The organism is Stenotrophomonas sp. 63632_Sma (assembly GCF_056482875.1).
Genome location: NZ_CM151220.1, coordinates 1,462,567 through 1,484,733 on the forward strand (window position 1 = coordinate 1,462,567; position 22,167 = coordinate 1,484,733).

A 22,167-nucleotide genomic window follows, 5' to 3' on the forward strand; every position below is an offset into this window, starting at 1 on the left:
GTCGACTGACGTTTCAGCCGAAGCGACCGGTGATGTAATCCTCGGTCTGCCGCTGCGACGGCTGCGAGAAGATCACTTCGGTGCGGTCGTGCTCGATCAGGTCGCCCAGGTACATGAAGGCGGTGTAGTCGGACACGCGCGCGGCCTGCTGCATGTTGTGGGTGACGATGACGATGGTGTACTCGTGCTTGAGCTCTTCCACCAGCTGCTCGATGCGGCTGGTCGAGATCGGATCCAGCGCCGAGGTCGGCTCGTCCAGCAGCAGCACCGACGGGCGCAGGGCCACGGCACGGGCGATGCACAGGCGCTGCTGCTGGCCACCGGACAGGCCCAGTGCGCTCTGCCCCAGCTTGTCCTTCACTTCGTCCCACAGCGCGCCCTGGCGCAGTGCCTGCTCGACGCGGTCGGCCATGTCGGCCTTGCTCAGCTTCTCGTGGTGGCGGATGCCGTAGGCCACGTTCTCGAAGATGGTCATCGGGAACGGCACCGGCTTCTGGAACACCATGCCGACCTTGCTGCGCAGGCGGTTCATCGGGTACTTCGGCGACAGGATGTTTTCGCCGTCCAGCAGCACTTCACCACGCGCCTCCAGCTTCGGGTACAGCGCGTAGATGCGGTTGAAGATGCGCAGCAGGGTCGACTTGCCGCAGCCGGAGGGACCGATCAGCGCGGTCACGCGCTTTTCCGGGATCTCCAGGTTGATGCCCTTCAGGGCATGGAACTTGTCGTAGTAGAAGTCCAGTCCACGCGCAGCCAGCTTCACCGGCGACGGCGTGTGCAGGCTCTCGTGCGAGGACGGCACGGCGATGCGCTGCATCGGCACGGCGTTGGAAAGGTCGTTCATGGCGTTATCCACGGAAAGGTCAGTCATGGGAGATACGGTTGCGCAGCAGGATGCCGCGGGCGGCAAGGCTGACCAGCAACACGAAGACAGTCAGCACCAGGGCACCGGCCCAGGCCAGCACCTGCCAGGATTCATACGGGCTGCCGGCGAACTGGTTCATCACCACCGGCACCGAGGCCATCGGCTGGAAGATGTTGTTGTTCCAGTACTGGTTGCCGAAGGCAGTGAACAGCAGCGGTGCGGTCTCGCCGGAGATGCGGGCCAGCGCCAGCAGGATGCCGGTGATGATGCCGGCCGACGCACTGCGGTACAGCACCTGCACGATCACCTTCCACTGCGGGATACCCAGCGACAGGGCTGCCTCACGCATCTGCGAGGGCACCAGGCGCAGCATCTCGTCGGTGGTGCGCACCACCACCGGCAGCACGATGAAGGCCAGCGACAGGGCACCGGCGAACGCCGAGAAGTTGCCGCCGGTCTGCATCACGTACAGCGTGTAGACGAACAGGCCAAGCACGATGGATGGGGCCGACAGCAGGATGTCGTTGACGAAGCGGACCACGGTGCCGGCCTTGCGGGCGTTGCCGTACTCGGCCAGCCAGGTGCCGGCCAGCACGCCCAGCGGGGTGCCGATGCCGATCGCCAGCGCACACATCACGGCACTGCCGAAGAAGGCGTTGGCGAGACCGCCTTCCTGCATCGGCGGCGGCGTCATCTTGGTGAACAGATCCCAGTTGATGCCGGCCAGGCCCTTGGAGGCCAGGGTGAACAGGATCCAGCCCAGGAAGAACAGGCCGAACAGGGCGGTGGCGCAGGAGGCGGTGATCGCAACGACGTTGCCGATGCGACGGCGCAGGTACAGCGAATCAGCGGTGGTGGACATCAGTTGCCCTCCTTGCGGGACAGGCGCATCAGCATCAGGCGGGCGATGGCCAGCACCACGAAGGTGACGATGAAGAGGACGAAGCCGAGCAGCAGCAGAGCCGAGCGATAGGTTTCAGTGGCTTCGCCGAAATCGTTGGCGATCAGCGCGGCGATGGTGGTGCCCGGTTCCAGCAGCGACGGCGACAGGCGCACGCTGTTGCCGATCACGAAGGCCACCGCCATCGTCTCGCCAAGGGCGCGGCCGAGGCCGAGGAAGATGCCGCCAATCACTGCCGAGCGGGTGTAGGGCAGCACGATGTCCCAGCTCACTTCCCACTTGGTGGAGCCCAGCGCGTAGGCCGATTCCTTCAGGCGGGTCGGCACGGTCAGGAACACTTCGCGCATCACCGAGGAGATGAACGGAATGACCATGATGGCCAGCACGAAACCGGCAGTGAGCATGCCGATGCCCAGCGGCGGGCCCTGGAACAGCGGGCCGATGATCGGCATCTCGCCCAGGGTTTCGTTGAGGAACGGAGTGACGTACTCGGTCATCACCGGCACCAGCACGAACAGGCCCCACATGCCGTAGATGATCGAAGGAATGCCCGCCAGCAGTTCGATGGCGGTACCGACCGGGCCACGCAGCCAGCGCGGCGCGACTTCGGTGAGGAAGAAGGCGATGCCGAAGCTGACCGGCACGGCGATGACCATCGCGATGAGCGCGGTGACCAGGGTGCCGTAGATCGGAGCGAGGGCGCCGAACTTGTTTTCGACCGGATTCCAGTCGGCGGAGAAGAAGAAGCTCAGGCCCTGCATCTGCAGGGCATGGCGGCCGCCCCACAGCATGGACAGCGCGGCGCAGGCCAGGGCGATCAGGACGAAGATGACGGTGCCGACCAGCACCCATCGGAACAGTTTGTCGTTGCGGGCATCACGCGCATCACGCGTGGACGGGGCGGCTACAGGCTGGGCGATGGCATTCATGGGGACGGCAGGGCCAGGAAGGGGCGGGGCGGCACGGCGTGGAAGAAGCGGTGCCCGCGCGGGGCGGGCACCGTCGTGTCCATCACTTCAGGTCGGTCGCCCAGTAGGCCTCGATCTGCTTGACCAGTTCGGCCGGCAGCGGCACGTAGTGCAGCTCGTTGGCCTGGGCCTGGCCGTTCTCGAAGGCCCACTTGAAGAAGGCCAGGGTGTCCTGGTTGCGCTTGGCGTCCTTCGGCTGCTTCTGCATCAGCATGAAGTTGGTGGCGGTGATCGGCCACGCCTGCTCGCCCGGGGCGTTGGTGATGACCAGGTTGAAGTCCTTGGCGCTGGCCCAGTCGGCGCTGGCGGCCGCAGCGGCGAAGGTTTCCGCGCTCGGCTCGACCCAGTTGCCGGCCGCGTTCTGCATGGCGGTGTACGGCATGCCGTTCTGCAGCGCGTAGGCCAGTTCGACGTAGCCGATCGAGCCCTTGATCTGCTTCACGTAAGAAGCGACGCCTTCATTGCCCTTGCCACCGACGCCGTCCGGCCACTGCACCGAGGTGCCTTCGCCGACCTTGCTCTTCCACTCCGGGCTGACCTTGGACAGGTAGTTGGAGAAGTTGAAGGTGGTGCCCGAACCGTCCGAACGGTGGACCAGGGTGATCTTGCCGTCCGGCAGCTTCACGCCCGGGTTGGCGGCGACGATGGCCGGGTCGTTCCAGGTCTTGACCTTGCCCAGGAAGATGTCGGCCAGCAGGGCGCCGCTCAGGCGCAGCTTGCCGGTTTCCAGGCCTTCGATGTTGACCACCGGCACCACGCCGCCGATGGCGGACGGGAACTGCGCCAGGCCGGCCTGGGCCAGCTCTTCGCTGCTCAGCGGCTTGTCGGAGGAGCCGAAGTCGACGGTGCCGGCCTTGATCTGGGCGATGCCGCCACCGGAGCCGATCGACTGGTAGTTGATCTTGGCGCCGGTGCTGGTGTTGTAGTCAGCCGACCACTTGGAGACCAGCGGGAAGATGAAGGACGCGCCCGCGCCGGACACTTCGGCGGTCACCTTGGCACCGGCAGCGGCCGGGGCGGCGGCACCGTCGGCAGCCGGCTGCTGCGCGGCCTGCTTGTCGCCACCGCAGGCCGACAGGCCCAGGGCGATGGCCAGGGAAAGGGCGGCAAGGCCGGCCGAGTGCAGTTTCATGGTCACTCCATAGCGGGGAAGAGCCGACGTCGTCGGCGGATGCGGCTATGAAATGATGTTTTTGTTACAGCCGTATTACGACCATGACAGGGGTGTCCTGGATCACGTTCTGACAAGGGTTTCACGGAGTTGGCCACGGTCCGGGAGACCCCCGGAGACCCCGGATCTGCGCACCGATATGACGGCCGGGGCTCTACAAACGCTCTTGCCTTTGCTCCTGCCTTTCATGACCCCACCGCGCCCCCGATGAACTGTCCAGAGTCGGCGCAGGGCCCAGCCCGGGACCGTTCGCGCCATGGATGGCGCGATCGAGCCCCCATGGACGGATTTACGGCGTGTCCCGGGCTGGGCCCTGCGTCGGCTCCGGCCAGTAGATTGGAAGCGCAGCGCTCTTCACGTCCAACCCCCAAAAACAAGAAGAGCGCGAGATCTCGAGGATCTCGCGCCCGGGGTGGGATCGGCGGGGGAGAGAGGACCCGCCGATCCCGTTCCTGCGGGGGAACGCGCTTGCTTACTTCAGGTTCTGCGACCAGTAGGTCTCGATCTGGCGGACCAGGCTGTCCGGCAGCGGCACGTAGTCCAGCTGGCGGGCCTGGGCGTCGCCGCTCTTGTAGACCCAGCGGAAGAACTCCTGGGTGGCCTTGCCGTTGGCAGGGTTCTTCGGCTTCTTGTGCACCAGGATGAAGTTGGTGGCGGTGATCGGCCAGGACTCGGCGCCCGGGGCATTGGTCATCACCAGGTAGAAGTCCTTGGCGCTGGCCCAGTCGGCGCTGGCAGCAGCGGCGGCGAACGAGGCGTCGCTCGGCTGCACGAAGCGGCCGGCGGCATTCTTCATCGCGGTGTACGACAGCTTGTTCTGCAGCGCGTAGGACAGTTCGACGTAGCCGATGCCGCCCTTGATCTGCTTCACGTAAGCGGCAACGCCTTCGTTGCCCTTGCCACCGATGCCGGCCGGCCACTGGACCGAGGTGCCTTCACCGACCGAGCTCTTCCACTCCGGGCTGACCTTGGACAGGTAGTTGACGAAGTTGAAGGTGGTGCCCGAACCATCCGAACGGTGCACGACGGTGATCTTGGCGCTCGGCAGGGTCACGCCCGGGTTCAGTGCGGCGATGGCCGGGTCGTTCCAGGTCTTGATCTTGCCCAGGAAGATGTTGGCCAGCACGGTGCCGTCCAGCTTCAGTGCGCCCGGGGCGATGCCGGCCACGTTGACGACCGGCACCACGCCGCCGATCACCGACGGGAACTGCGCCAGGCCCGAAGCGGCCAGTTCTTCCGGCTTCAGCGGAGCATCGGAGGAGCCGAAATCAACGGTCTTGGCCTTGATCTGGGCGATACCACCGCCGGAACCGATCGACTGGTAGTTGACCTTGTTGCTGGTGGCGGCGTTGTAGTCGGCCGACCACTTCGACATCACCGGGTAGATGAACGAGGCGCCCGCGCCGGTGATTTCAGCGGCGTTGGCGGCGAACACGGACGACGCTGCGATGACGGCAACGGCAACGCGCGACTTGAAGGCGTGGATCACGGGGTGGCTCCTGGGTTGATTGGGATGCGGGGTTACCCGCCCGGCGCACATTCCATAACGGTTCGATGACAGCGCAGGGACCGTTGTATGACGCAACCGTTACAGCGCTGCCCGGCGCCCGCACAGCCAGGGGCGTGAAGGTTCTGAGTGCTGCGGGCAACGTGATGACCATGCGCCGGAGACGGACGTGGCCCGGTTGCGATCACGTTCTATATGTCGCTGATGGACTGCCCGGTGTGGTCGTCAATGCCATCCCGGCCTGGCATTCCGCAGTGATGCCGCGTCATCCGCACGAAACCATCAATGCAGGTGAGCGCTGCGCGGCGGTCGGCCCGGGCCGGGACGCTGATACGTGACGCCATATGCGGCAAGGGATCGACAAGCATGTGGCGGCAAATGAGTCGTACGCATGACCGCACGAAGAAATCTGTGGTTGGTGCTCAGGTTGTCATTCGGCTGTCATGGTTTTAACGGAATGTTCGCAAAACGCTTGACCGGCCTGCCGGCGTGGCGTTCTGCCCAAGCCATTCCAACCCTCTGGAGAAATCCAAAATGCGTTCCCATTTGCTCGCCGCCGCGGTCGTTGCAAGCCTCGGTCTGGTTTCCGCCGACGCCTTCGCAGCTCCCGCCAGCACGGGCGTATCCCAGGCACAGCTGCAGCAGCTGCAGGCGCAGATCGCTGCCCTGCAGGCCCAGGTCCAGCAGTTGCAGAACGATTCGCAGGCGCTGCAGGCACAGTCCGATGCGCAGTCCGAAGTGAACATCACCCAGGCCCAGGCCCTGGAAGGTGCACAGAAGACCCAGACCAGCGTCGACAAGCTGGCCAAGCTGGTCAATGACAACAAGATCGGCGGTCGCATGTTCTTCGACCTGACCAACATCGACAAGACCAGCAACGGCAAGGACACCGCCGCCAGCGGCACCGGTCTGGACGTCAAGCGCTTCTACCTGACCGTCGACCACAAGTTCAACGACATCTGGTCGGCCAACCTGACCACCGACTTCCAGTACAGCTCGGCCATCGGCAACACCGAACTGTTCGTCAAGAAGGCCTACGTGCAGGGTAGCTTCGACCCGGCCTTCAACCTGCGCGTCGGTGCCGCCGACATGCCGTGGATTCCGTATGTCGAGAAGTTCTACGGCATGCGTTATGTCGAGAACACCCTGACCGACCGCCTGAAGTACGGCAACTCGTCCGACTGGGGCCTGCATGGCTTCGGCAACCTGGGCAACAACTTCAACTACGCGGTCTCGGTTGTGTCCGGCGCCGGTTACAAGAACCCGACCCGCAGCAAGGGCATGGACGTGGAAGGCCGCGCGGCCTATACCCCGAACGAGAACTTCGTGGTTGCCGTCGGTGGCTACAGTGGCAAGCTGGGCAAGGAAACCGACATCCAGAGCGCCGAGAACACCTACACCCGCGCCAATGCGATGGTGGCCTACGCCAGCAGCGACTTCCGCGTCGGTGGCGAGTACTTCCAGGCCAAGAACCTCAACAACGTGATGACCGTTGCCACCGACAAGACCAGCGGCTGGTCGGTGTGGGGCAGCGTGCGCGTCACCGACGGCGGCATCAACGTGTTCGGTCGTTACGATGACACCGACGTCAGCAAGACGCTGGACCCGACCCTGAGCGACAAGTACTGGAACGTCGGTGTCGAGTTCCCGGTCATGAAGAACCTCAAGCTGTCGACCGTGTACAAGTACACGCACCTGGCCAACGCCAGCGACAAGAAGAACGACAAGACCAAGGAGTTCGGCGTCTGGGGCGACCTGTCGTTCTGATGTCCTGAAGCACTCTTGTCTACAAGCAAAGACGGCGGGCCCTGTGCCCGCCGTCTTCGTTTCGTCACAACACGAACGCCGTCACGCCTCGGCCGGGGTCTTTTCCTTGAACCGGCACAGGTCGGCGATCACGCAGCCCGGGCAATCCGGCTTGCGCGCCTTGCACACATAACGTCCGTGCAGGATCAGCCAGTGATGCGCGTCGAGCAGGAACTCGGCCGGAATCACCTTCACCAGTTTGTCTTCCACTTCGCGCACGTTCTTGCCCGGGGCCAGGCCGGTACGGTTGGAGACGCGGAAGATGTGCGTGTCCACCGCCATCACCGGCTCACCGAACGCAGTGTTGAGCACCACGTTGGCGGTCTTGCGGCCCACGCCCGGCAGCGCTTCCAGTTCATCGCGATCGCGCGGCACTTCACCGCCGTGCTTCTCCAGCAGGATCGCGCAGGTGGCGATCACGTTCTTCGCCTTGGCGTTGAACAGACCGATGGTGGCGATGTACTGCTTCAGCCCGTCCTCGCCAAGCGCGAGGATCTTTGCCGGGGTATTGGCCACCGGGAACAGGCGGCGCGTGGCCTTGTTGACGCCCACGTCGGTGGCCTGCGCCGACAGCGCGACCGCCACCAGCAGTTCGAACGGTGAGCTGTACTCCAGTTCGGTCTTCGGGTGCGGATTGAGTTCGCGCAGGCGGGTGAACATTTCCACCACATCGGCGCGCGGCATGCTGCCACCGCGTCGCGCCGGCGCGCGCGGGGTCTTCTTCGCACCGGCCATTACTGCTCCTTGCCGGTGGCGCGGGCCTTGGCCCGGGCGAGAATCGCGGCGGCGGCCGGGGGCAGGGCGGGCTTCACGTCCGGCGCCGGGGCTGGCGTGCGTCGCGCATCGCGTTCGGCCTCGCGGCGCGCCAGGCGCACGGCACGGGCACGGTAGCGTTCGCGTGCGGCCCAGGCCGCGTGCAGCTGCTGCTGGGCCTGCTGCAGGCGTCGTGGAAGGTCCGGGTGGCCGGGCAGCAGCTGTTCGTCGCCGGCACGGGCAACGTAGTCCATGAGACCGGCCTGCAGGGCGCCATCGAGATCGTCTGCCTGGACCCGGGCGAACAGCTGCGCGGGGTTGGGTCGGGATGCCATGGCGTCAGCGGTTCTGGAAGGCCGGCGGGCGGCGCTGCAGGAAGGCGCTGGTGCCTTCGCGCATGTCTTCGGTGGCGAACAGCAGGCCGAACTGCGCGCTTTCGTACTCCAGCCCAGCCTCCAGGCTGCATTCGCCACCCACGTGTACCGCGTCGAGCAGGCCACGCAGGGCCAGCGGGGCCGAGCGTGCCAGCTGGCGCGCGATGTCCTGTACACGGTTGTCCAGCGCATCGGCGGGCACCACCTCGTTGACGATGCCCAGTTCCAGCGCACGCGCGGCGTTGATCGGTGCACCCAGCAGGCACAGCTCCAGGGTGGCGGCGCGGCCGCACAGGCGCAGCAGGCGCTGGCTGCCGCCGAAGCCGGGAATCAGGCCGAGATTGATCTCCGGCTGCCCGACCTTGGCCGTATCGGCAGCGATGCGCAGGTGGCAGGCCATGGCCAGCTCCAGCCCGCCGCCCAGGGCGAAGCCGTTCACGCGTGCGATCACCGGCTTGGGCATGCGCTCGATCTGGCGCATCAGGGCCTGGCCGAGCAGGGAGAAATCACGTCCCTGAACCGCACTGAGTGTGTTCATCTCGGCGATGTCGGCCCCGGCCACGAAAGCCTTCGGACCGGCACCGGTCAGCACCACCACGCGCACGTCCGGGTCGGCGGCGGCAGCGCTGAACGCCTCGGTCAGCGCCTGCAGGGTCGCGGCATTCAAGGCGTTGAGCTTGTCCGGGCGCTGGACGGTCACGGTGCGGATGGCGCCGTCGTCGGCGACAGCGATCAGGGCATCGGCCACGGGGAAACTCCTGAAACGTTAAAAAAAAGTGAGATTGAACTCCGCCAACGCAGACGGGTCTTAGCCTGCATCGTGAGTAGCGGTTACACGTTGTGCCCGTTATCCTAACCCGTCGCCTCAGGGCGGCGCAGAACGTCCCTGAGTTACCACCCCTGGAGAACTGTTTGATGAAGTTGCGTTCTATCGCGGTCGCCGTCGCGGCCCTGGCCCTGACGGGCAATGCCTTCGCCCAGGACGTCTCGTCCGAAAAGGGCAAGCTGAGCTACTACTTCGGTTACGACTACGGCAACAACCTGGCGGAGCTGACCGGTCGTGGTGAGCAGCTGGACATCAACTCGGTGGTGAAGGGTCTGCAGGACGCCTACGCCAAGAAGCAGCCGGCGATCACCGCCGACCAGCTGAAGCCGGCCGTTGAAGCGTTCCAGAAGCGCGAGCAGGGCCGTGCCCAGGCTGCCAAGGCCGAGTACGAAAAGGCTGCTGCCGAAAACAAGACCAAGAGCGATCAGTTCATCGCGGCGAACAAGGCCAAGGCCGGCGTGCAGTCCCTGCCGAGCGGCGTCCAGTACCGCGTGATCGAAGCCGGCAAGGGCGCCAAGCCGACCCAGGCCAGCACCGTGCAGCTGGAAGTGGCCGGTCCGTTCCCGTACGGCCAGCGCCCGACCGAAGCCCGCCCGGCCCAGCAGATTCCGTCGATCAAGGTCAGCGAAGTCGAAATGAAGGCCATGCGCGAGACCCTGCTGCAGATGCCGGCTGGCTCGAAGTGGGAAGTCACCCTGCCGCCGGACCAGGCCTACGGTGCCGACCCGCGCACCCCGTTCCCGCCGAACGTGGCTGTGCAGTTCGAGATCAAGCTGGTCAGCGTCAAGTAAATCGAAGCGGTAAACGAAACGCGCCGGTGATCCCACCGGCGCGTTTTTGTTTGCGCGGAGCGCGACGCTGCCGTGCACTGCATATTGACCCCGCGCAAATTCAGCCCGATCGCGCTACTGTTGCCGGGTGCAAACAATGGAAAAAACGGCGCGTGTTGTCGCAAGTCCCTGCATCGGAGTGTGCACGCTGGATCCGCACCGGCAATGCACCGGCTGCGGGCGGCATATCGATGAGATCGCGCGGTGGTCGTCGATGAGCAACGAGGAACGCAGCCGCATCCTGCATCGCGTGCAACCTCTGCGTGAACAGCTGCAGCAATCACTGCGCGGCTCGCTGGCTGATCACGAGCGCCTGATGCGCGCGCTGCATCCACTGGCCGAGCCGCCGGCCGGCGACGGCTGGAACCGCAGTGAACTGATCGATCTGCTGCCGCCCGGGCCCCCGGTGGAAGCCGCCGTACTGGCCGGCATCGTGCCGCGCGCCAACGGCGCACAGGTCATTCTCACCCGTCGCACCGAAACCCTGCGTACCCATGGTGGCCAGGTCGGTTTCCCCGGTGGCCGCACCGAACCCGATGACCGCGATGCGTTGGCCGCTGCACTGCGCGAGAGCCAGGAGGAAATCGCATTGGCGCCCGGCCAGGTGCAGGCGCTGGGCTATCTCGATCCCTTCGTGACGATCACCGGCTACCGGGTCACGCCGGTGGTGGCCGTGGTCGATCCGGATTTCGTACCGGTGCCACAGCCCAGTGAAGTGGCCGAAGTGTTTGAAGTGCCGCTCGATTACCTGATGGCAGCCGACAACCTGCACCAGGTCGAAATCAATCATCGCGGCCGCGTCCGCCACGTCCTCGAATATGGCTGGCCCGGCCAGCGCATCTGGGGCGCCACCGCCGCCATCCTCTACAACCTGCGTCGCCGCCTGGAGCAAGTGCAATGAAGCCGATCGATCCGCCGTGGACCACCCTGGTCGATGTCACCACCCTGGCCGCAGTGTTGGGCGAAGGTGTGCGTGTGGTCGACGCACGTGCCACCGCCAGTACCGCCGTACGCGTGGTCGATGCACGTTCCTCGCTGGCCGATCCGCAGGCGGGTAACGGCCAGTATCTGGCGGGGCATGTTCCGGGCGCGGTGTATGCCGACCTCAATCGGGACCTGTCGGATCTGACCCGCAGCGGCCACGGCCGTCACCCGCTGCCGGACAGCGATGCCTTCGCCGCGAAACTGGGCCAGTGGGGCATCGGTCCCGACACCCAGGTGGTGGTCTACGACGGCAGCGATGGCAGCATGGCCGCCTCGCGCCTGTGGTGGCTGCTGCGCCTGTTCGGGCACAGCAAGGTGGCCGTGCTTGATGGTGGCATCGCCGCATGGCAGGGCGCAGGGCATCCCTTGGCGACGGGGCAGGATGAGGTGACCGCGCTGCCGGCTTACCCAGGCCGTTTCGACACCACTCAGATCGCCAATGCCGAGGAAATCAGCGCACGCCTGAAGCACGCGCCGGGCTGGTTGGTCGACGCACGCGCAGGCGAGCGCTTCCGCGGCGAAGTGGAGCCGCTGGACCCGGTCGCCGGCCACGTGCCGGGCGCGGTCAACCGTCCGTTTGCGTTGAACGTCGCCGACGGCCGCCTGCGTGATGCACAGGAACTGCGCGCCGAACTGCAGGGCGTGATCGGCAACCGTGATCCGCAGCAGGTGGTGCTGATGTGCGGCTCCGGCGTGACCGCCTGCCACCTGTTGCTGGCGATGGAAGCGGCCGGTCTGTCCGGCGCACGCATCTACGCCGATTCCTGGAGCGGCTGGGTCAGCGACAGCAGCCGCCCGGTGGCGACCGGCGCCTGAGGCGCGCGGGGTCGGATCCGTTTTCCAACGGAAAACGGCTCTGCCCCCCTCGTGCCCGATTCGCACGCAAAGAGCAGTCGAGCGTGGCTCGACTCTACAAAGGCACCCTCCGATCGATTCGATCCCGTGCCGACCAACGGTCGGCACCCACCAACAGCAGCAGGAATCTGTCGAAGGCGGGGTGGGTCCGGTTGCGGGGGCGTGAGCGCCATGGATGGCGCGACCGAGCTTACATGGGTGAGGGCGCTCTGCTTGCGAAGCACTGCTTCGCAAGCGCCCGAACGCCCAGCCGCCAGCGGCTGGGCCGGGCCCCGGAGGGGGACTTGCAGCGCCCCCCGCAACCGGACCCACCTCGCCTCCCCTCAGGAAGTCAGCTTCTGCTGTTGCTCTGGCTTAGGCTTCTGCAGGTGCAGGGCGCAGCCCTGCAAACCCTCACCCAACCGGCTGCAACGGCACCTTCGCCAGGATCCGCGCCCACGGGAACAACGGCCCCGGATCACGCTTGCGTGCCACCGTCAGCGTCGCATCGTCGCTGGCCGGCACCTGGTCCAGGTCCAGCTGGTCATGCCCGGCAATCCGCCGCAGCGACGGATAGTGCGCCACCAGCGCCTGCAGCAGGCCTTCCAGCGCCTGCAGCTGTGCCTCGGTGTAGGGCTCGTCCATCGCCTGTTGGCGGCTGTCGAACCAGTGCGGGTAGCGCCCGGTGTTGACCAGCTCGATGCCCAGCGTATACGCGTTCATGCCGCGCACGTGATGCGCCACGCGCTCCGGCGCCACGTACTGCACCACGCTGCCATCGCGGTCGATGTAGAAGTGGCCGCTGTTGCCGGCACCGCTGTCGTACAGCACACGCTCACCGTACTCGCGGGCCATCGCCAGGTCGGGCAGCTCGGTGCAGTGGATCACCACCATCTCCAGCGTGGCCGGGTCGCGCAGTGGCAGACGGTCTTCGTAGGGCAGGGGCTGCAGTTGCAGGCCGGGCAGGAGCGGGTTGGGCATCCGGCGATGCTAGCATTGCGGCATGAACCTGCCTTCCCTTTCCTCGTTGGCCCGCGCCCACGGAGCACGCGCATGAGCCGCGGCCACTGCATCCTGTCCCATGGCTTCGAGAGCGGCCCGGAGGCGACCAAGGTCACCGCGCTGGCCGACGTGGCGCAGCGCCTGGGCTGGACTCATGAGCGCCCGGACTATACAGACCTGGACGCGATGAGCGAGGTCAGCCGCGTAGGTGACGTGCCGACCCGCCTGCGCCGCCTGGTTGAACGCACCGCCATCGCCGCCCGGCAGGGTCCGGTGGTGCTGGCCGGTTCCAGCCTGGGCGCCTACATCTCCGCCATCGCCTCGTTGCAGGTCCCGGTCGCCGGCCTGTTCCTGATGGTGCCGCCGACCACGATGGGCCCGATGCCGGCGCTGGACGCCGCCGCCGTGCCGACCACCGTGGTCCAGGCCTGGCATGACGACGTGGTGCCGGCCGCTGGAGTGATCGCCTGGGCCCAGGCGCGCTCCGCGCAGCTGCTGCTGGTCGACGACGGCCACCGCCTGGAGCACCACGTGGAGGCCTCCGCGCAGGCCTTCGAGCGCCTGCTGCGGCAACTGTGAAGCCCGGGCGCACGGCGCGCCCGCCCGCATTGACTACAATGGCAGCCCCGCCGCCCCCGGCGCGGGCTTGCCGGCCGTGCCTACGGCCCTCCTTTCCGACTGGCCCGGCCCCAGTGCCGCGCCCGACCACCTGCGAACCGATCCTGTGAAATTCTTCGTCTCCTGCGCCAAGGGCCTGGAATACCTGCTTGCCGATGAACTGTCGGCCCTGGGCCTTGGCAAGGCCACTGCCACCATTGCCGGCGTCAACGCCGAGGGCGAACTGGAGCAGGCGCTGCGGATCGTGATGTGGTCACGCCTGGCCAGTCGCGTGCTGTGGCCGATCGACGAATTCGAGTGCCCGGACGAGCAGGCCCTGTATGACGGCGTGCGTGCGCTGCCGTGGCACGAGCACCTCAAGCCGGAGATGACCCTGGCGGTGGACGCGCACGTGTCGGGCGACAAGATCACCCATGCCCGCTTTGCCGCGCAGCGGATCAAGGACGCCATCGTCGACCGCATGCGTGATGAAGGTCTGGAGCGCCCGTCGGTCAACACCGACCTGCCGGATGTGCGCGTCAACCTGTCACTGCGCAAAGGCCGTGCCTCGCTGTCGATCGACCTCGGCGGCGGCCCGTTGCATCGCCGTGGCTGGCGCGGCGCCGCTCACGAGGCACCGCTGAAGGAAAATCTGGCCGCCGCGCTGCTGCTGCGCGCGCAGTGGCCGCGGCTGCACGCCGCCGGTGGCGGCCTGCTGGACCCGATGTGCGGCAGCGGCACGCTGCTGATCGAGGGCGCGCTGATGGCCGCCGACGTCGCGCCCGGCCTGATGCGCCACGGCAGCCTGCCGCCGAGCCGCTGGCTGGGCTTCGACAAGGCGACCTGGAAGAGCATCCAGAGCGAGGCGCGTGACCGCGAAGCGGCTGGCCTGGCCGCGCTGAAGCCGGTCATCCACGGCAGCGACATCGACCCGACCGCGATCCAGGCGGCACGCGAGAATGCCGAGGTCGCGGGCGTCGCCCACGCGATCCGCTTCACCCGCGCCGATGTGGCCGACCTGGCCGCGCCGGAGCAGGAGATCGGTGCGGTGGTCTGCAACCCGCCGTATGACGAACGCCTGGCCGCCGACCCGGCGCTGTACCGCGCACTGGGCAATGCCCTGCAGAAGGCGGTGCCGCAGTGGCGCGCCAGCCTGCTGTGCGGCAACGACGAACTGGCCTTTGCCACCGGCCTGCGTGCGGGCAAGAAGTACCAGATGTTCAACGGTGCGCTGGAATGCGCGCTGATCGTCTGCGACCCGATCGCCGTGCCGGGCCGTGACCCGGCGCAGCCGCGCGAGCTGAGCGAAGGTGCGCAGATGGTGGCCAACCGCCTGCGCAAGAACCTGAAGAAGTTCAAGAGCTGGCGTGCCCGCGAGGACATCACCTGCTTCCGCGCCTACGACGCCGACCTGCCGGAATACGCGGCGGCCATCGATGTCTACGAGGAAGACGGTGGCAAGCGCCGTACCTTCCTGCACGTGCAGGAATACGCCGCACCGGCGGCGATTCCGGAGAACGACGTGCGCCGCCGCCGCAACGAACTGCTGGCCGCTGCACGGGAAGTATTCGGCGTGCCGCCGGAACAGGTGTCGATGAAGTCGCGCGAGCGCGGCAAGGGCGGCAGCAAGTACGGCCGTTTCGAGCAGCGTGACGAGTTCATCGTGGTGCGCGAGAACAACGCGCTGCTGCAGGTGAATCTGTTCGACTACCTGGACACCGGCCTGTTCCTCGACCACCGCCCGCTGCGCCGGATGATGGCCGAACAGGCGCGTGGCAAGCGTTTCCTCAACCTGTTCTGCTACACCGGCGTGGCCAGCGTGCAGGCCGCCGTGGCCGGTGCGGCCAGCACCACCAGCGTCGACCTGTCGGCGACTTACCTGCAGTGGTGCTACGACAACCTGGCGTTGAACGGGCAGGGCGGCAACCAGCACCTGCTGGTGCAGGCCGATGCGATGGCCTGGCTGGAAGGCGACCGTGGCCAGTACGACGTGATTTTCTGCGATCCGCCGACCTTCTCCAACTCCGCACGCGCCGATGACTTCGACGTGCAGCGCGAGCAGTTGAAGCTGCTGCGCGCGGCGGTGGCGCGGCTGGCGCCGGGTGGCGTGCTGTACTTCTCCAACAACTTCCGCCGCTTCAAGCTGGAAGAGAACGCCATCGCCGAATTTGCCCAGTGCCGCGAGATCACCGCACGCACCATCGGCCCGGATTTCGAGCGCAACGCGCGCATCCACCGCGCGTGGGAACTGAAGCGGTTGGGGTAAGTCCGGTAATGCCGGCCGCTGGCCGGCAACGGTGTCAGATCCGCAGAGGGTTCATGGGATGCCGGCCAGCGGCCGGCACTCCCCATCTCTGGCCGGTACATCCACGCCATGCGTGGAGGGCTGTTCAGTAGATCCACGCCATGCGTGGATGGCTGTTCAGTAGATCCACGCCATGCGTGGATGGCTGTTCAGTAGATCCACGCCATGCGTGGATGGCTGTTCAGTAGATCCACGCCATGCGTGGATGGCCGTTCAGTAGATCCACGCCATGCGTGGATGGCGGTTACAGCAACGCCACCAGCAGCCCGGCCACGGGCAGCGCGATCGCCAGCGGCGCGATCCATTTCGGCCGGTACGGGTACAACCCGAACGACAGCACCACGCCGCCCACGGTCATCACGCCCAGCCACAGCACCGGGCCCATCGCCCAGCCGTGGTCGACCACGCACAATGCGAACGCTATCGTCAGCAGGGCCCAACCCAGCACCCGCCACTGCGTGCGCCGTGCCGGGGTGGCTGCAGCCTTGCCGTGCAGGTCGTGCTGGTGCTTCTCCATCGCCAGCGACAGCGCGGTGAACGCAGAGAACGACAGGGTCAACGCGAGCAGCATCATGCGCTGGCCTCCGCTTCGGCGGTTTCTGCAGCGTCCACCGGGGCCTTGGGCGCCGCCGCCGCCGCTGCACGCTTCTTCTTCTCGGCCGCGCTCAGCGGTGGTGTCCAGCGCTGCATGCGCCAGCCGCACAGCGCCAGCATCGCGCCGAACGCGATCATCGACAGATCAAAGCCAGCCAGCACCCAGTCCCCGTTGCGCAGGGTGTTGCCCAGATGCGCATGCGTGGTCAGCGCATTGACCACCGGCACCAGCGCGAACGCGGCTGCGCCCAGGTACAGCTGCCAGGCCCACATCATCCGCTTCGGCCAGATGAAGGCGGCCAGCAGTGCCGCGCCCCAGGCGTAGAAGAACACGTTGGCCTCGGCGCTGGAGCGTTCGGCGATGTCCAGCGGCAGCAGGCGGTTGCCCCAGAAGTACGCTGCAAAGGCGATCGGCAGGCCGGCCACGGTACCGATGTTCAACGCATCGACCAGGCGCAAGCCGAAGCCGGTGCGGCCACTCTTGGCGTGCTTGGGCCGTTCCTTCACCGCCCACAGCACCACGCCGCTGGCCACCATCAGGCAGCCGACCAGGCCGGACAGGAAGAACAGTGCGCGCAGGCCCCAGTCGGCGAAGCGCGCCAGGTGCAGGCCGTACAGCACGCCGCGGGTGGCGGTGGCGCCACCGGAAGGCGGTGTTTCTTCCAGCAGTGTGCCGTTGACCATGTCGTAGCGCACGGCCGGGGTGTCGGTGGACAGGCGCTTGCCGTCGCGCTGGCGGATGTCGATCACCGCATTGGCCGCGCCCGGGTTGGACACGGTGAAGCCGGCCACTTCCACGCCGTGCCAGTGTGCACGCGCGCTGTCCAGCAGCTGCGCGATCGGCAGCGGGGTGGCGCGGCCTTCGGCAGGTGCAGTCACCTCCGGCATGCCACCGAAGGCCTCGCTGTAGAAGGCATCCTCGTCCTGCGGGTAGGCCACCTTCACGCCCCACGGCAGGTACATGATCATCAGGGTGACGATGCCGGTGTAGGTGATCATCGCGTGGTAGGGCAGGGCCATCACCGCGCTGACGTTGTGGAAATCGAGCCAGGACCGCAGGCCCTTGTCCTTGCGGAAGGTGAAGAAGTCCTTGAAGATTTTCTTGTGGGTGATGACGCCGGTGATGATTGCCACCAGCATGAACATCGCACAGAAGCCGACCAGATAGCGCGCCCACAGCACCGGGATGTAGTGCAGGTCGAAATGCAGGCGGTAGAAGAAATCACCGCCGCGAGTCTCGCGGGCCTTCAGTGCCTGCCCGGTGTTCGGGTCCAGTGTTGCGTCGCCGAAGCCCCCTCGACGGCCACGGCTGGGGTCGGCCAGCTCCGGCGGCAGCCGCCAGAACATCTGCATGGCGGGGTTGCGCGGTTGTGGCAGGGTGACGAACCAGTTCTCGGCCTGCGCGGCGTTGGCCTGCAGGTAGTCCACGGCACGCTGCGCGGCCACATCGATGCTGACGTTGCTGGAGGGCAGTTCCGGGCGCATCCAGCGGCTGATTTCCTCGCGGTAGTAGCTGGCCGTGCCGGCCATGAAAATCAGCAACAGCAGCCAGCCGACCAGCAGGCCGGTCCAGGTGTGCAGCCAGGCCATCGACTGGCGGAATCCGTTCTTCATGCCCAGGCCCCCAGCATGCGCGCGATGACTGCCATCAGCAGGGTGGGGGCGAGGATGCCGACCCACGCACGCAGCGCACTGCGGGTGGCGAACGCCCACAGCGCCGCGCAGGCGGCCACCAGAATGGCCAGCAGCATGCCGGTCAGCACGGTCTGGCCACGTGCGCCGGGCAGCGCCACCGCGCAGAATACGCTGGTCACAGAAGCCAGCGTGTAGCCGCCGAAGATCGCCGCCAGCGAGCGTGACAGCACGCCCCAGCGCGGGTTGGAGAAGAAGGTGCGGGGGCTGGCGGTTGCGGGCGAGCGGTCCACGGCGTTCCTGCAGGTTTCAGTGAAAAGGAACCGGCGCACCGCAGCGCGCCGGGGTTGGCCATCCGTGGCCGGGCACCGGTCGCAGAACCGGTGCCATCCATCGAGGGTCAGAGCTTCCAGCGCAGTGTCATCGTCACATTGCGCGGTTCGCCCCAGAACACGCCGTCATAGAAACCGACGCGGTTGTAATACTTCTTGTCCAGCAGGTTGTTCACGTTTACCTGCGCGGTGAAGTTCTCGTTGAAGCGATAGCCCGCCGACAGGTTGAGCAGGTAGATGTCGCCCTGTTCGATTGCCACGCGGTCGCGCTTGCCGCTGGTCAGGAAATCCGCACGCGGCTTGTTGCTCAGGCTCCAGATTCCGCTCTGCCAGGTGGCGCCACCGCCCAGCCAGAAGCGGCCTTCAGCACCGCCCGGTCGCCAGCTGGCGTTGAGGCGGAACAGATCGACCGGGACGACGGTGTTCTGGCGCACGCCCTGCGCATTGCGGCTGACGGTGTGGGTGAAGCCGGCCGCCAGGTTCCAGTTCTCACCAAGGCTGCCTTGTGCTTCGATCTCCCAGCCCTTGACCTTGTTGCCCTTGCCGGTGGAGCGGTAGGCACTGACCCCACCCGGCAGCGAGTTTTCCGGCACCGAGTCATCAAGCTCGGCAACGTTGTCCTTCTGGCCCTTGAACACGGCCGCGGAAGCATTCAGCAGACCGTCGAAGAACTCGGCCTTGACGCCGGCCTCCCACATGTCACCGACCACCGGTTCGAGGTAGTTGTTGTCCCGGTCACGGTAGTTCTGCGGCTGGAAGATGTCGGTGTAGCTGACGTAGCCGCTGAAGTAGCGGTTGAAGTCGTAGATGAAGCCGGCATACGGAGTGAGCGAGTCGTCCGGCTTGTAGCCGCCGCGACGCGTATCGGTCAGGCGACCGGCGGCGTCATGGGTGTAGTTCCAGGTACGCGTTTCCCAGCTGCCGTAGCGCGCGCCAAGCACCGCGGTCAACGGATCGGCCAGCTGCAGGCGCGTCGCCAGATAGGCCGCGCGCTGGCGCAGTTCGTCTTCAGAAGCCAGATAGCCCAGGCGGGTAACCTGCAGCGGCGCGACGTCTCCGTTCCAGCGGTGCCAATCGGGTACACGGGTGTAGCTGTCCGGGTAGGCAGCGGTGTCGGTGGCAGGCACGTCACCCTTGCGCACCGATTGGCCGAAACCGAGCACCAGCTCGTGTTCCCGGCCGAACAGCCGGAACGGACCGCCAACGTTGAAGTCGAACACCTGCATGTCGCCGTTCTCGCCGAAGCTGCCGACGAAGGCGCTGATGCCGCTGCCATCGGCATTCGGGTAGCCGGAGGCCCCATACCACACCGCACCGTCGGTTTCGCGCTTGGAGCGGGTATAGGCGGCCTTCGCGGTCCAGCCGTTGCCCAACTGCTGCTCAAGGCGTGCGAATGCGCTCTTTTCGATGATCGGCCAACTGCTCCAGCGGGCGGACAGGTTGGTCGAGCGCGGCAGGTTGGCGGGCTGGCCATCGGACCCCCAGTACGGCACCACGCCCCAGGTCACGCCCGTGGTGCGCGGCGACTGGTATTCGTAGCCGGCCTCGAGCAGGGTCGTGTCGGTGATGTCGGCCTGGACGATGCCGTAGAACACGTCCTTGTCCAGTTTGTAGACATCGCGGAACGAGTCACTCTGTTGTTTGGCCGCCACCACGCGCGCGCGGATGCGGCCGTCGAGCGCAACCGGGCCACCGAGGTCGGCCTCCAGGCGCTGGTTGCCCCAACGCCCGAGGGTCAGGTTGGCGCTCATCTGGAAGCTGTCGATAGGACGCTTGCGCACGAAGTTGATGGTGCCCGAGGGATCGCCGGCACCGGTGGTCAGGCCGGTTGCGCCGCGCACCACTTCGATGCGGTCATAGATCACGCTGTCGGTGTTGGTCTTGATGTACCCACCGAAGGTGTTGAGCATCCCATCGACCTGGAAATTGGTGATGTTGTAGCCGCGCGAGACGTAGTTGATGCGCTCACTGTCGGTAACCGATACCGCCACGCCGGTGACCTGGCCCATCACATCGGACAGCGAGAACAGGCCCATGTCGTCCAGGCGCTGGCGGGTGACCACGGTCATCGACTGCGGTGTCTGGCGCAGCGACAGGCCGAGCTTGGTGGCCGTGCTGGCACGCTTGACCGTATAGCTGTCGACGATATCGCCGTCAGCGGTGACCTGGACCGTATCCAGCGTGCGCGCGGAAGGATCGGCAGTGCCGTCGGCATGGGCCAGCGGGGCGATCATCAGTGCGGTCACGGCCAGGGCCAGCAGAGTGGGATGAGGGTGGTTCAACGGCATTGCCATCGGTGCGATTCCATGCAGGACGAAACAGGCGATGGAATGCGCAGACACAGCAGCCATGCGCTTCGCGCACGTCGCCCAGCGAGTCCCATCGACGGTGCGCCACCCGCTTGGTGCGGGCGACCCGTTAGTCGGGGGATGTACACGGGCGAAGGGGCGGGTAGGTGCGTGCTTCCGTGCCCCGCTTGGCTAAGCGTACAACCGATCGGCAAATGATAGGCATTCGCATTTCGTTAATCAAGCGTGACGAATTCCGTCTCCACGCAGAGCGTGGATCGACTGCCGGATGGGGTCCTAGAACCTGAACACCACCGTCGCGGCGTGCAGCAGCAGGCCGATCAGGCCGCCCACCAGGGTGCCGTTGAAGCGGATGAACTGCAGGTCGCGGCCCACGCTCAGTTCCAGCTGTTCGACCAGATGCCGTTCGTCCCAGCTCTTCACGGTCTGCGCGATGTGCGCGGTCACGCCTTCGCGCAGGCGGCCGGTGAGGCGCTGGGCGCCCTCCAGCAGATGCTGGTTCAGCGCGTCGCGCAGGGCCGGGTCGGCCTGCAGGCTGCTGCCCAGTGACGCGAGGCTGCGATGCAGGTGGCCGACCAGCGCAGAATCCTCACGCTGCAGGTCCGCGCGCAGGCTGGCATGGATGCGCGCCCACAGCCCCTGCACGTACTCCTGCAGGGCAGGGTGGTCGATCATTTCCTGTTTGAGCTGTTCGATGCGCTCGGCCAGGGCCGGGTCCTCGCGCAGGCGCTGCACGTAGTTCTGCAGCCAGCTCTCGTAGTCCTGGCGCAGCGGATGCTGCGGCTCGGCCAGCACCTGCTGCAGTTCTTCCAGCACCGCCCGCGCCAGTCGCTCGGCCAGGCTATCGCCGATCTCGTCGATCGGCTTGACCCAGTTCACCGTGCTCGACAGCGTCGGCCACTCGCGCTGGATGTAACGCACGATCAGCTGCGAGGCGCGCTCCTTCACTTCCGGCTGCTCCAGCCAGCGCCCCAAGCGCTGCAGGCCCTCGTCCAGCACGCGCTGGTGGCGCCCATCGGCGGTCAGCAGGGCCAGCAGCTCACCGGCGGTGGCGGCGGCATTCCACTGCCGCAGTTGCTGCACCACGAAGGCGTGCAGCTGCCGGCGCACCGCGGTTTCGTCGAAGAAGTCCAGTGCCTGCAAGGCCCAGCCGCGGGCCATGTCGGCCAGCATCCGTGAGCGCGCCGGATCGGCCAGCCAACTGCCGAGGCGGCTGGCCGGATCGAACACCTGCAGCTTTGCCAAGAGGACCTGTGGTTCAAGGAACTGGTCGCGCACGAACAGGGCCAGGCTGTCGCCGATGCGTTCCTTGCTGCGTGGGATGATTGCCGTATGCGGGATCGGCAGGCCCATCGGCCGCCGGAACAGCGCGACGACCGCGAACCAGTCGGCCAGTGCGCCTACGGCCGCTGCTTCGCAGAAGGCCGAGACCCAGGCCCAGATGCCGCGCTCGCCCTGCCAGTGGCTGACCGCGAAACCGGCCAGCATCAACAGCAGCAGTCCCAGCGCGAGGGCTTTCAGGCGCCGCAGCTGTGCGCGGCGCGGATCGTTGGCAGACGTCATGCCGGAAGTCTAAC

The 22,167-nt window shown here is 66.5% G+C and carries 20 protein-coding genes; 6 read left to right on the forward strand and 14 right to left on the reverse strand.

All coding sequences use genetic code 11. From position 1 onward, the window contains the following. Positions 1 to 13: 13 nt before the first annotated feature. The 5 genes from pstB to pstS (ACZK45_RS06700) form a co-directional block, all read right to left on the reverse strand. On the reverse strand, positions 14 to 844 hold the full coding sequence (gene pstB / locus ACZK45_RS06680) for a phosphate ABC transporter ATP-binding protein PstB (protein ID WP_005408788.1): 831 nt from the start codon (positions 842 to 844) through the stop codon (positions 14 to 16). A 19-nt stretch (positions 845 to 863) separates the two neighbouring features. Then, positions 864 to 1,727 (reverse strand): phosphate ABC transporter permease PstA, encoded by an 864-nt coding sequence (gene pstA, locus ACZK45_RS06685; RefSeq protein ID WP_032127902.1) that lies wholly within the window; start codon positions 1,725 to 1,727, stop codon positions 864 to 866. Next, complete coding sequence (pstC, locus tag ACZK45_RS06690; protein WP_049421601.1) at positions 1,727 to 2,695, reverse strand: phosphate ABC transporter permease subunit PstC; 969 nt, start codon at positions 2,693 to 2,695, stop codon at positions 1,727 to 1,729. Before pstC ends, pstA begins: the two co-directional genes overlap by 1 nt. Positions 2,696 to 2,777: 82 nt before the next feature. After that, complete coding sequence (pstS, locus tag ACZK45_RS06695) at positions 2,778 to 3,866, reverse strand: phosphate ABC transporter substrate-binding protein PstS (protein WP_125895763.1); 1,089 nt, start codon at positions 3,864 to 3,866, stop codon at positions 2,778 to 2,780. A 511-nt stretch (positions 3,867 to 4,377) separates the two neighbouring features. Beyond that, on the reverse strand, positions 4,378 to 5,394 hold the full coding sequence (gene pstS / locus ACZK45_RS06700) for a phosphate ABC transporter substrate-binding protein PstS (protein WP_478445611.1): 1,017 nt from the start codon (positions 5,392 to 5,394) through the stop codon (positions 4,378 to 4,380). Between the two features lie 552 nt (positions 5,395 to 5,946). Here pstS (ACZK45_RS06700) and ACZK45_RS06705 point away from each other — a divergent pair. Then, positions 5,947 to 7,179, forward strand: a complete 1,233-nt coding sequence (locus ACZK45_RS06705; RefSeq protein ID WP_032127900.1) for a porin — start codon at positions 5,947 to 5,949, stop codon at positions 7,177 to 7,179. Positions 7,180 to 7,260: 81 nt separating this feature from the next. Here ACZK45_RS06705 and nth read toward each other — a convergent pair whose 3' ends face one another. The 3 genes from nth to ACZK45_RS06720 are packed head-to-tail and all read right to left on the reverse strand — an operon-like array spanning position 7,261 to position 9,093. Continuing rightward, positions 7,261 to 7,953: an endonuclease III gene (nth, locus tag ACZK45_RS06710; RefSeq protein ID WP_253143314.1), complete on the reverse strand. Its 693-nt coding sequence runs from the start codon at positions 7,951 to 7,953 to the stop codon at positions 7,261 to 7,263. Further along, positions 7,953 to 8,306, reverse strand: a complete 354-nt coding sequence (locus tag ACZK45_RS06715) for a hypothetical protein (RefSeq protein WP_049399879.1) — start codon at positions 8,304 to 8,306, stop codon at positions 7,953 to 7,955. Before ACZK45_RS06715 ends, nth begins: the two co-directional genes overlap by 1 nt. 4 nt (positions 8,307 to 8,310) lie before the next feature. Then, a complete protein-coding gene (locus tag ACZK45_RS06720) occupies positions 8,311 to 9,093 on the reverse strand; it encodes an enoyl-CoA hydratase/isomerase family protein (RefSeq protein WP_032127897.1) in 783 nt (260 codons plus the stop codon). Positions 9,094 to 9,260: 167 nt separating this feature from the next. Here ACZK45_RS06720 and ACZK45_RS06725 point away from each other — a divergent pair, with 167 nt between their 5' ends. The 3 genes from ACZK45_RS06725 to ACZK45_RS06735 all read left to right on the forward strand — a co-directional run bounded on the left by ACZK45_RS06725 (position 9,261) and on the right by ACZK45_RS06735 (position 11,801). Beyond that, positions 9,261 to 9,962 carry an FKBP-type peptidyl-prolyl cis-trans isomerase N-terminal domain-containing protein gene (locus ACZK45_RS06725; protein ID WP_032127896.1) on the forward strand — a complete coding sequence of 234 codons (702 nt, stop codon included), beginning with the start codon at positions 9,261 to 9,263 and terminating at the stop codon, positions 9,960 to 9,962. Positions 9,963 to 10,098: 136 nt separating this feature from the next. Continuing rightward, positions 10,099 to 10,902 carry a CoA pyrophosphatase gene (locus ACZK45_RS06730; RefSeq protein ID WP_032127895.1) on the forward strand — a complete coding sequence of 268 codons (804 nt, stop codon included), beginning with the start codon at positions 10,099 to 10,101 and terminating at the stop codon, positions 10,900 to 10,902. After that, a complete protein-coding gene (locus ACZK45_RS06735; protein WP_478445612.1) occupies positions 10,899 to 11,801 on the forward strand; it encodes a sulfurtransferase in 903 nt (300 codons plus the stop codon). The genes ACZK45_RS06730 and ACZK45_RS06735 overlap by 4 nt, the downstream gene beginning before the upstream one ends. 432 nt (positions 11,802 to 12,233) lie before the next feature. On the opposite strand, the gene ACZK45_RS06740 is transcribed toward ACZK45_RS06735, so the two are convergent. Next, positions 12,234 to 12,800, reverse strand: coding sequence for an N-acetylmuramoyl-L-alanine amidase (locus tag ACZK45_RS06740; protein WP_180838443.1), 567 nt, complete (start codon positions 12,798 to 12,800; stop codon positions 12,234 to 12,236). 72 nt (positions 12,801 to 12,872) lie between these two features. On the opposite strand from ACZK45_RS06740, the gene ACZK45_RS06745 reads away from it, so the two are divergent. Both ACZK45_RS06745 and rlmKL read left to right on the forward strand, forming a co-directional pair. Beyond that, positions 12,873 to 13,400, forward strand: a complete 528-nt coding sequence (locus ACZK45_RS06745) for an alpha/beta hydrolase (protein ID WP_014036558.1) — start codon at positions 12,873 to 12,875, stop codon at positions 13,398 to 13,400. 145 nt (positions 13,401 to 13,545) lie between these two features. After that, entirely contained in the window at positions 13,546 to 15,684 is a 2,139-nt protein-coding gene (gene rlmKL, locus ACZK45_RS06750) for a bifunctional 23S rRNA (guanine(2069)-N(7))-methyltransferase RlmK/23S rRNA (guanine(2445)-N(2))-methyltransferase RlmL (RefSeq protein WP_478445613.1), read from the forward strand. Positions 15,685 to 15,967: 283 nt separating this feature from the next. Here the strand turns inward: rlmKL and ACZK45_RS06755 are convergent, their stop codons facing one another. The 5 genes from ACZK45_RS06755 to ACZK45_RS06775 all read right to left on the reverse strand — a co-directional run bounded on the left by ACZK45_RS06755 (position 15,968) and on the right by ACZK45_RS06775 (position 22,153). Continuing rightward, a complete protein-coding gene (locus tag ACZK45_RS06755; RefSeq protein ID WP_032127891.1) occupies positions 15,968 to 16,297 on the reverse strand; it encodes a DUF3325 domain-containing protein in 330 nt (109 codons plus the stop codon). After that, positions 16,294 to 17,931 (reverse strand): PepSY-associated TM helix domain-containing protein, encoded by a 1,638-nt coding sequence (locus tag ACZK45_RS06760; RefSeq protein ID WP_071228416.1) that lies wholly within the window; start codon positions 17,929 to 17,931, stop codon positions 16,294 to 16,296. The genes ACZK45_RS06755 and ACZK45_RS06760 overlap by 4 nt, the downstream gene beginning before the upstream one ends. Beyond that, on the reverse strand, positions 17,928 to 18,242 hold the full coding sequence (locus tag ACZK45_RS06765; protein WP_125893479.1) for a DUF3649 domain-containing protein: 315 nt from the start codon (positions 18,240 to 18,242) through the stop codon (positions 17,928 to 17,930). The genes ACZK45_RS06760 and ACZK45_RS06765 overlap by 4 nt, the downstream gene beginning before the upstream one ends. Positions 18,243 to 18,349: 107 nt before the next feature. Continuing rightward, entirely contained in the window at positions 18,350 to 20,575 is a 2,226-nt protein-coding gene (locus tag ACZK45_RS06770; protein WP_478445614.1) for a TonB-dependent siderophore receptor, read from the reverse strand. A gap of 291 nt (positions 20,576 to 20,866) precedes the next feature. Continuing rightward, positions 20,867 to 22,153, reverse strand: coding sequence for a DUF445 family protein (locus tag ACZK45_RS06775; RefSeq protein WP_107432504.1), 1,287 nt, complete (start codon positions 22,151 to 22,153; stop codon positions 20,867 to 20,869). Between the last annotated feature and the right edge of the window lie 14 nt (positions 22,154 to 22,167).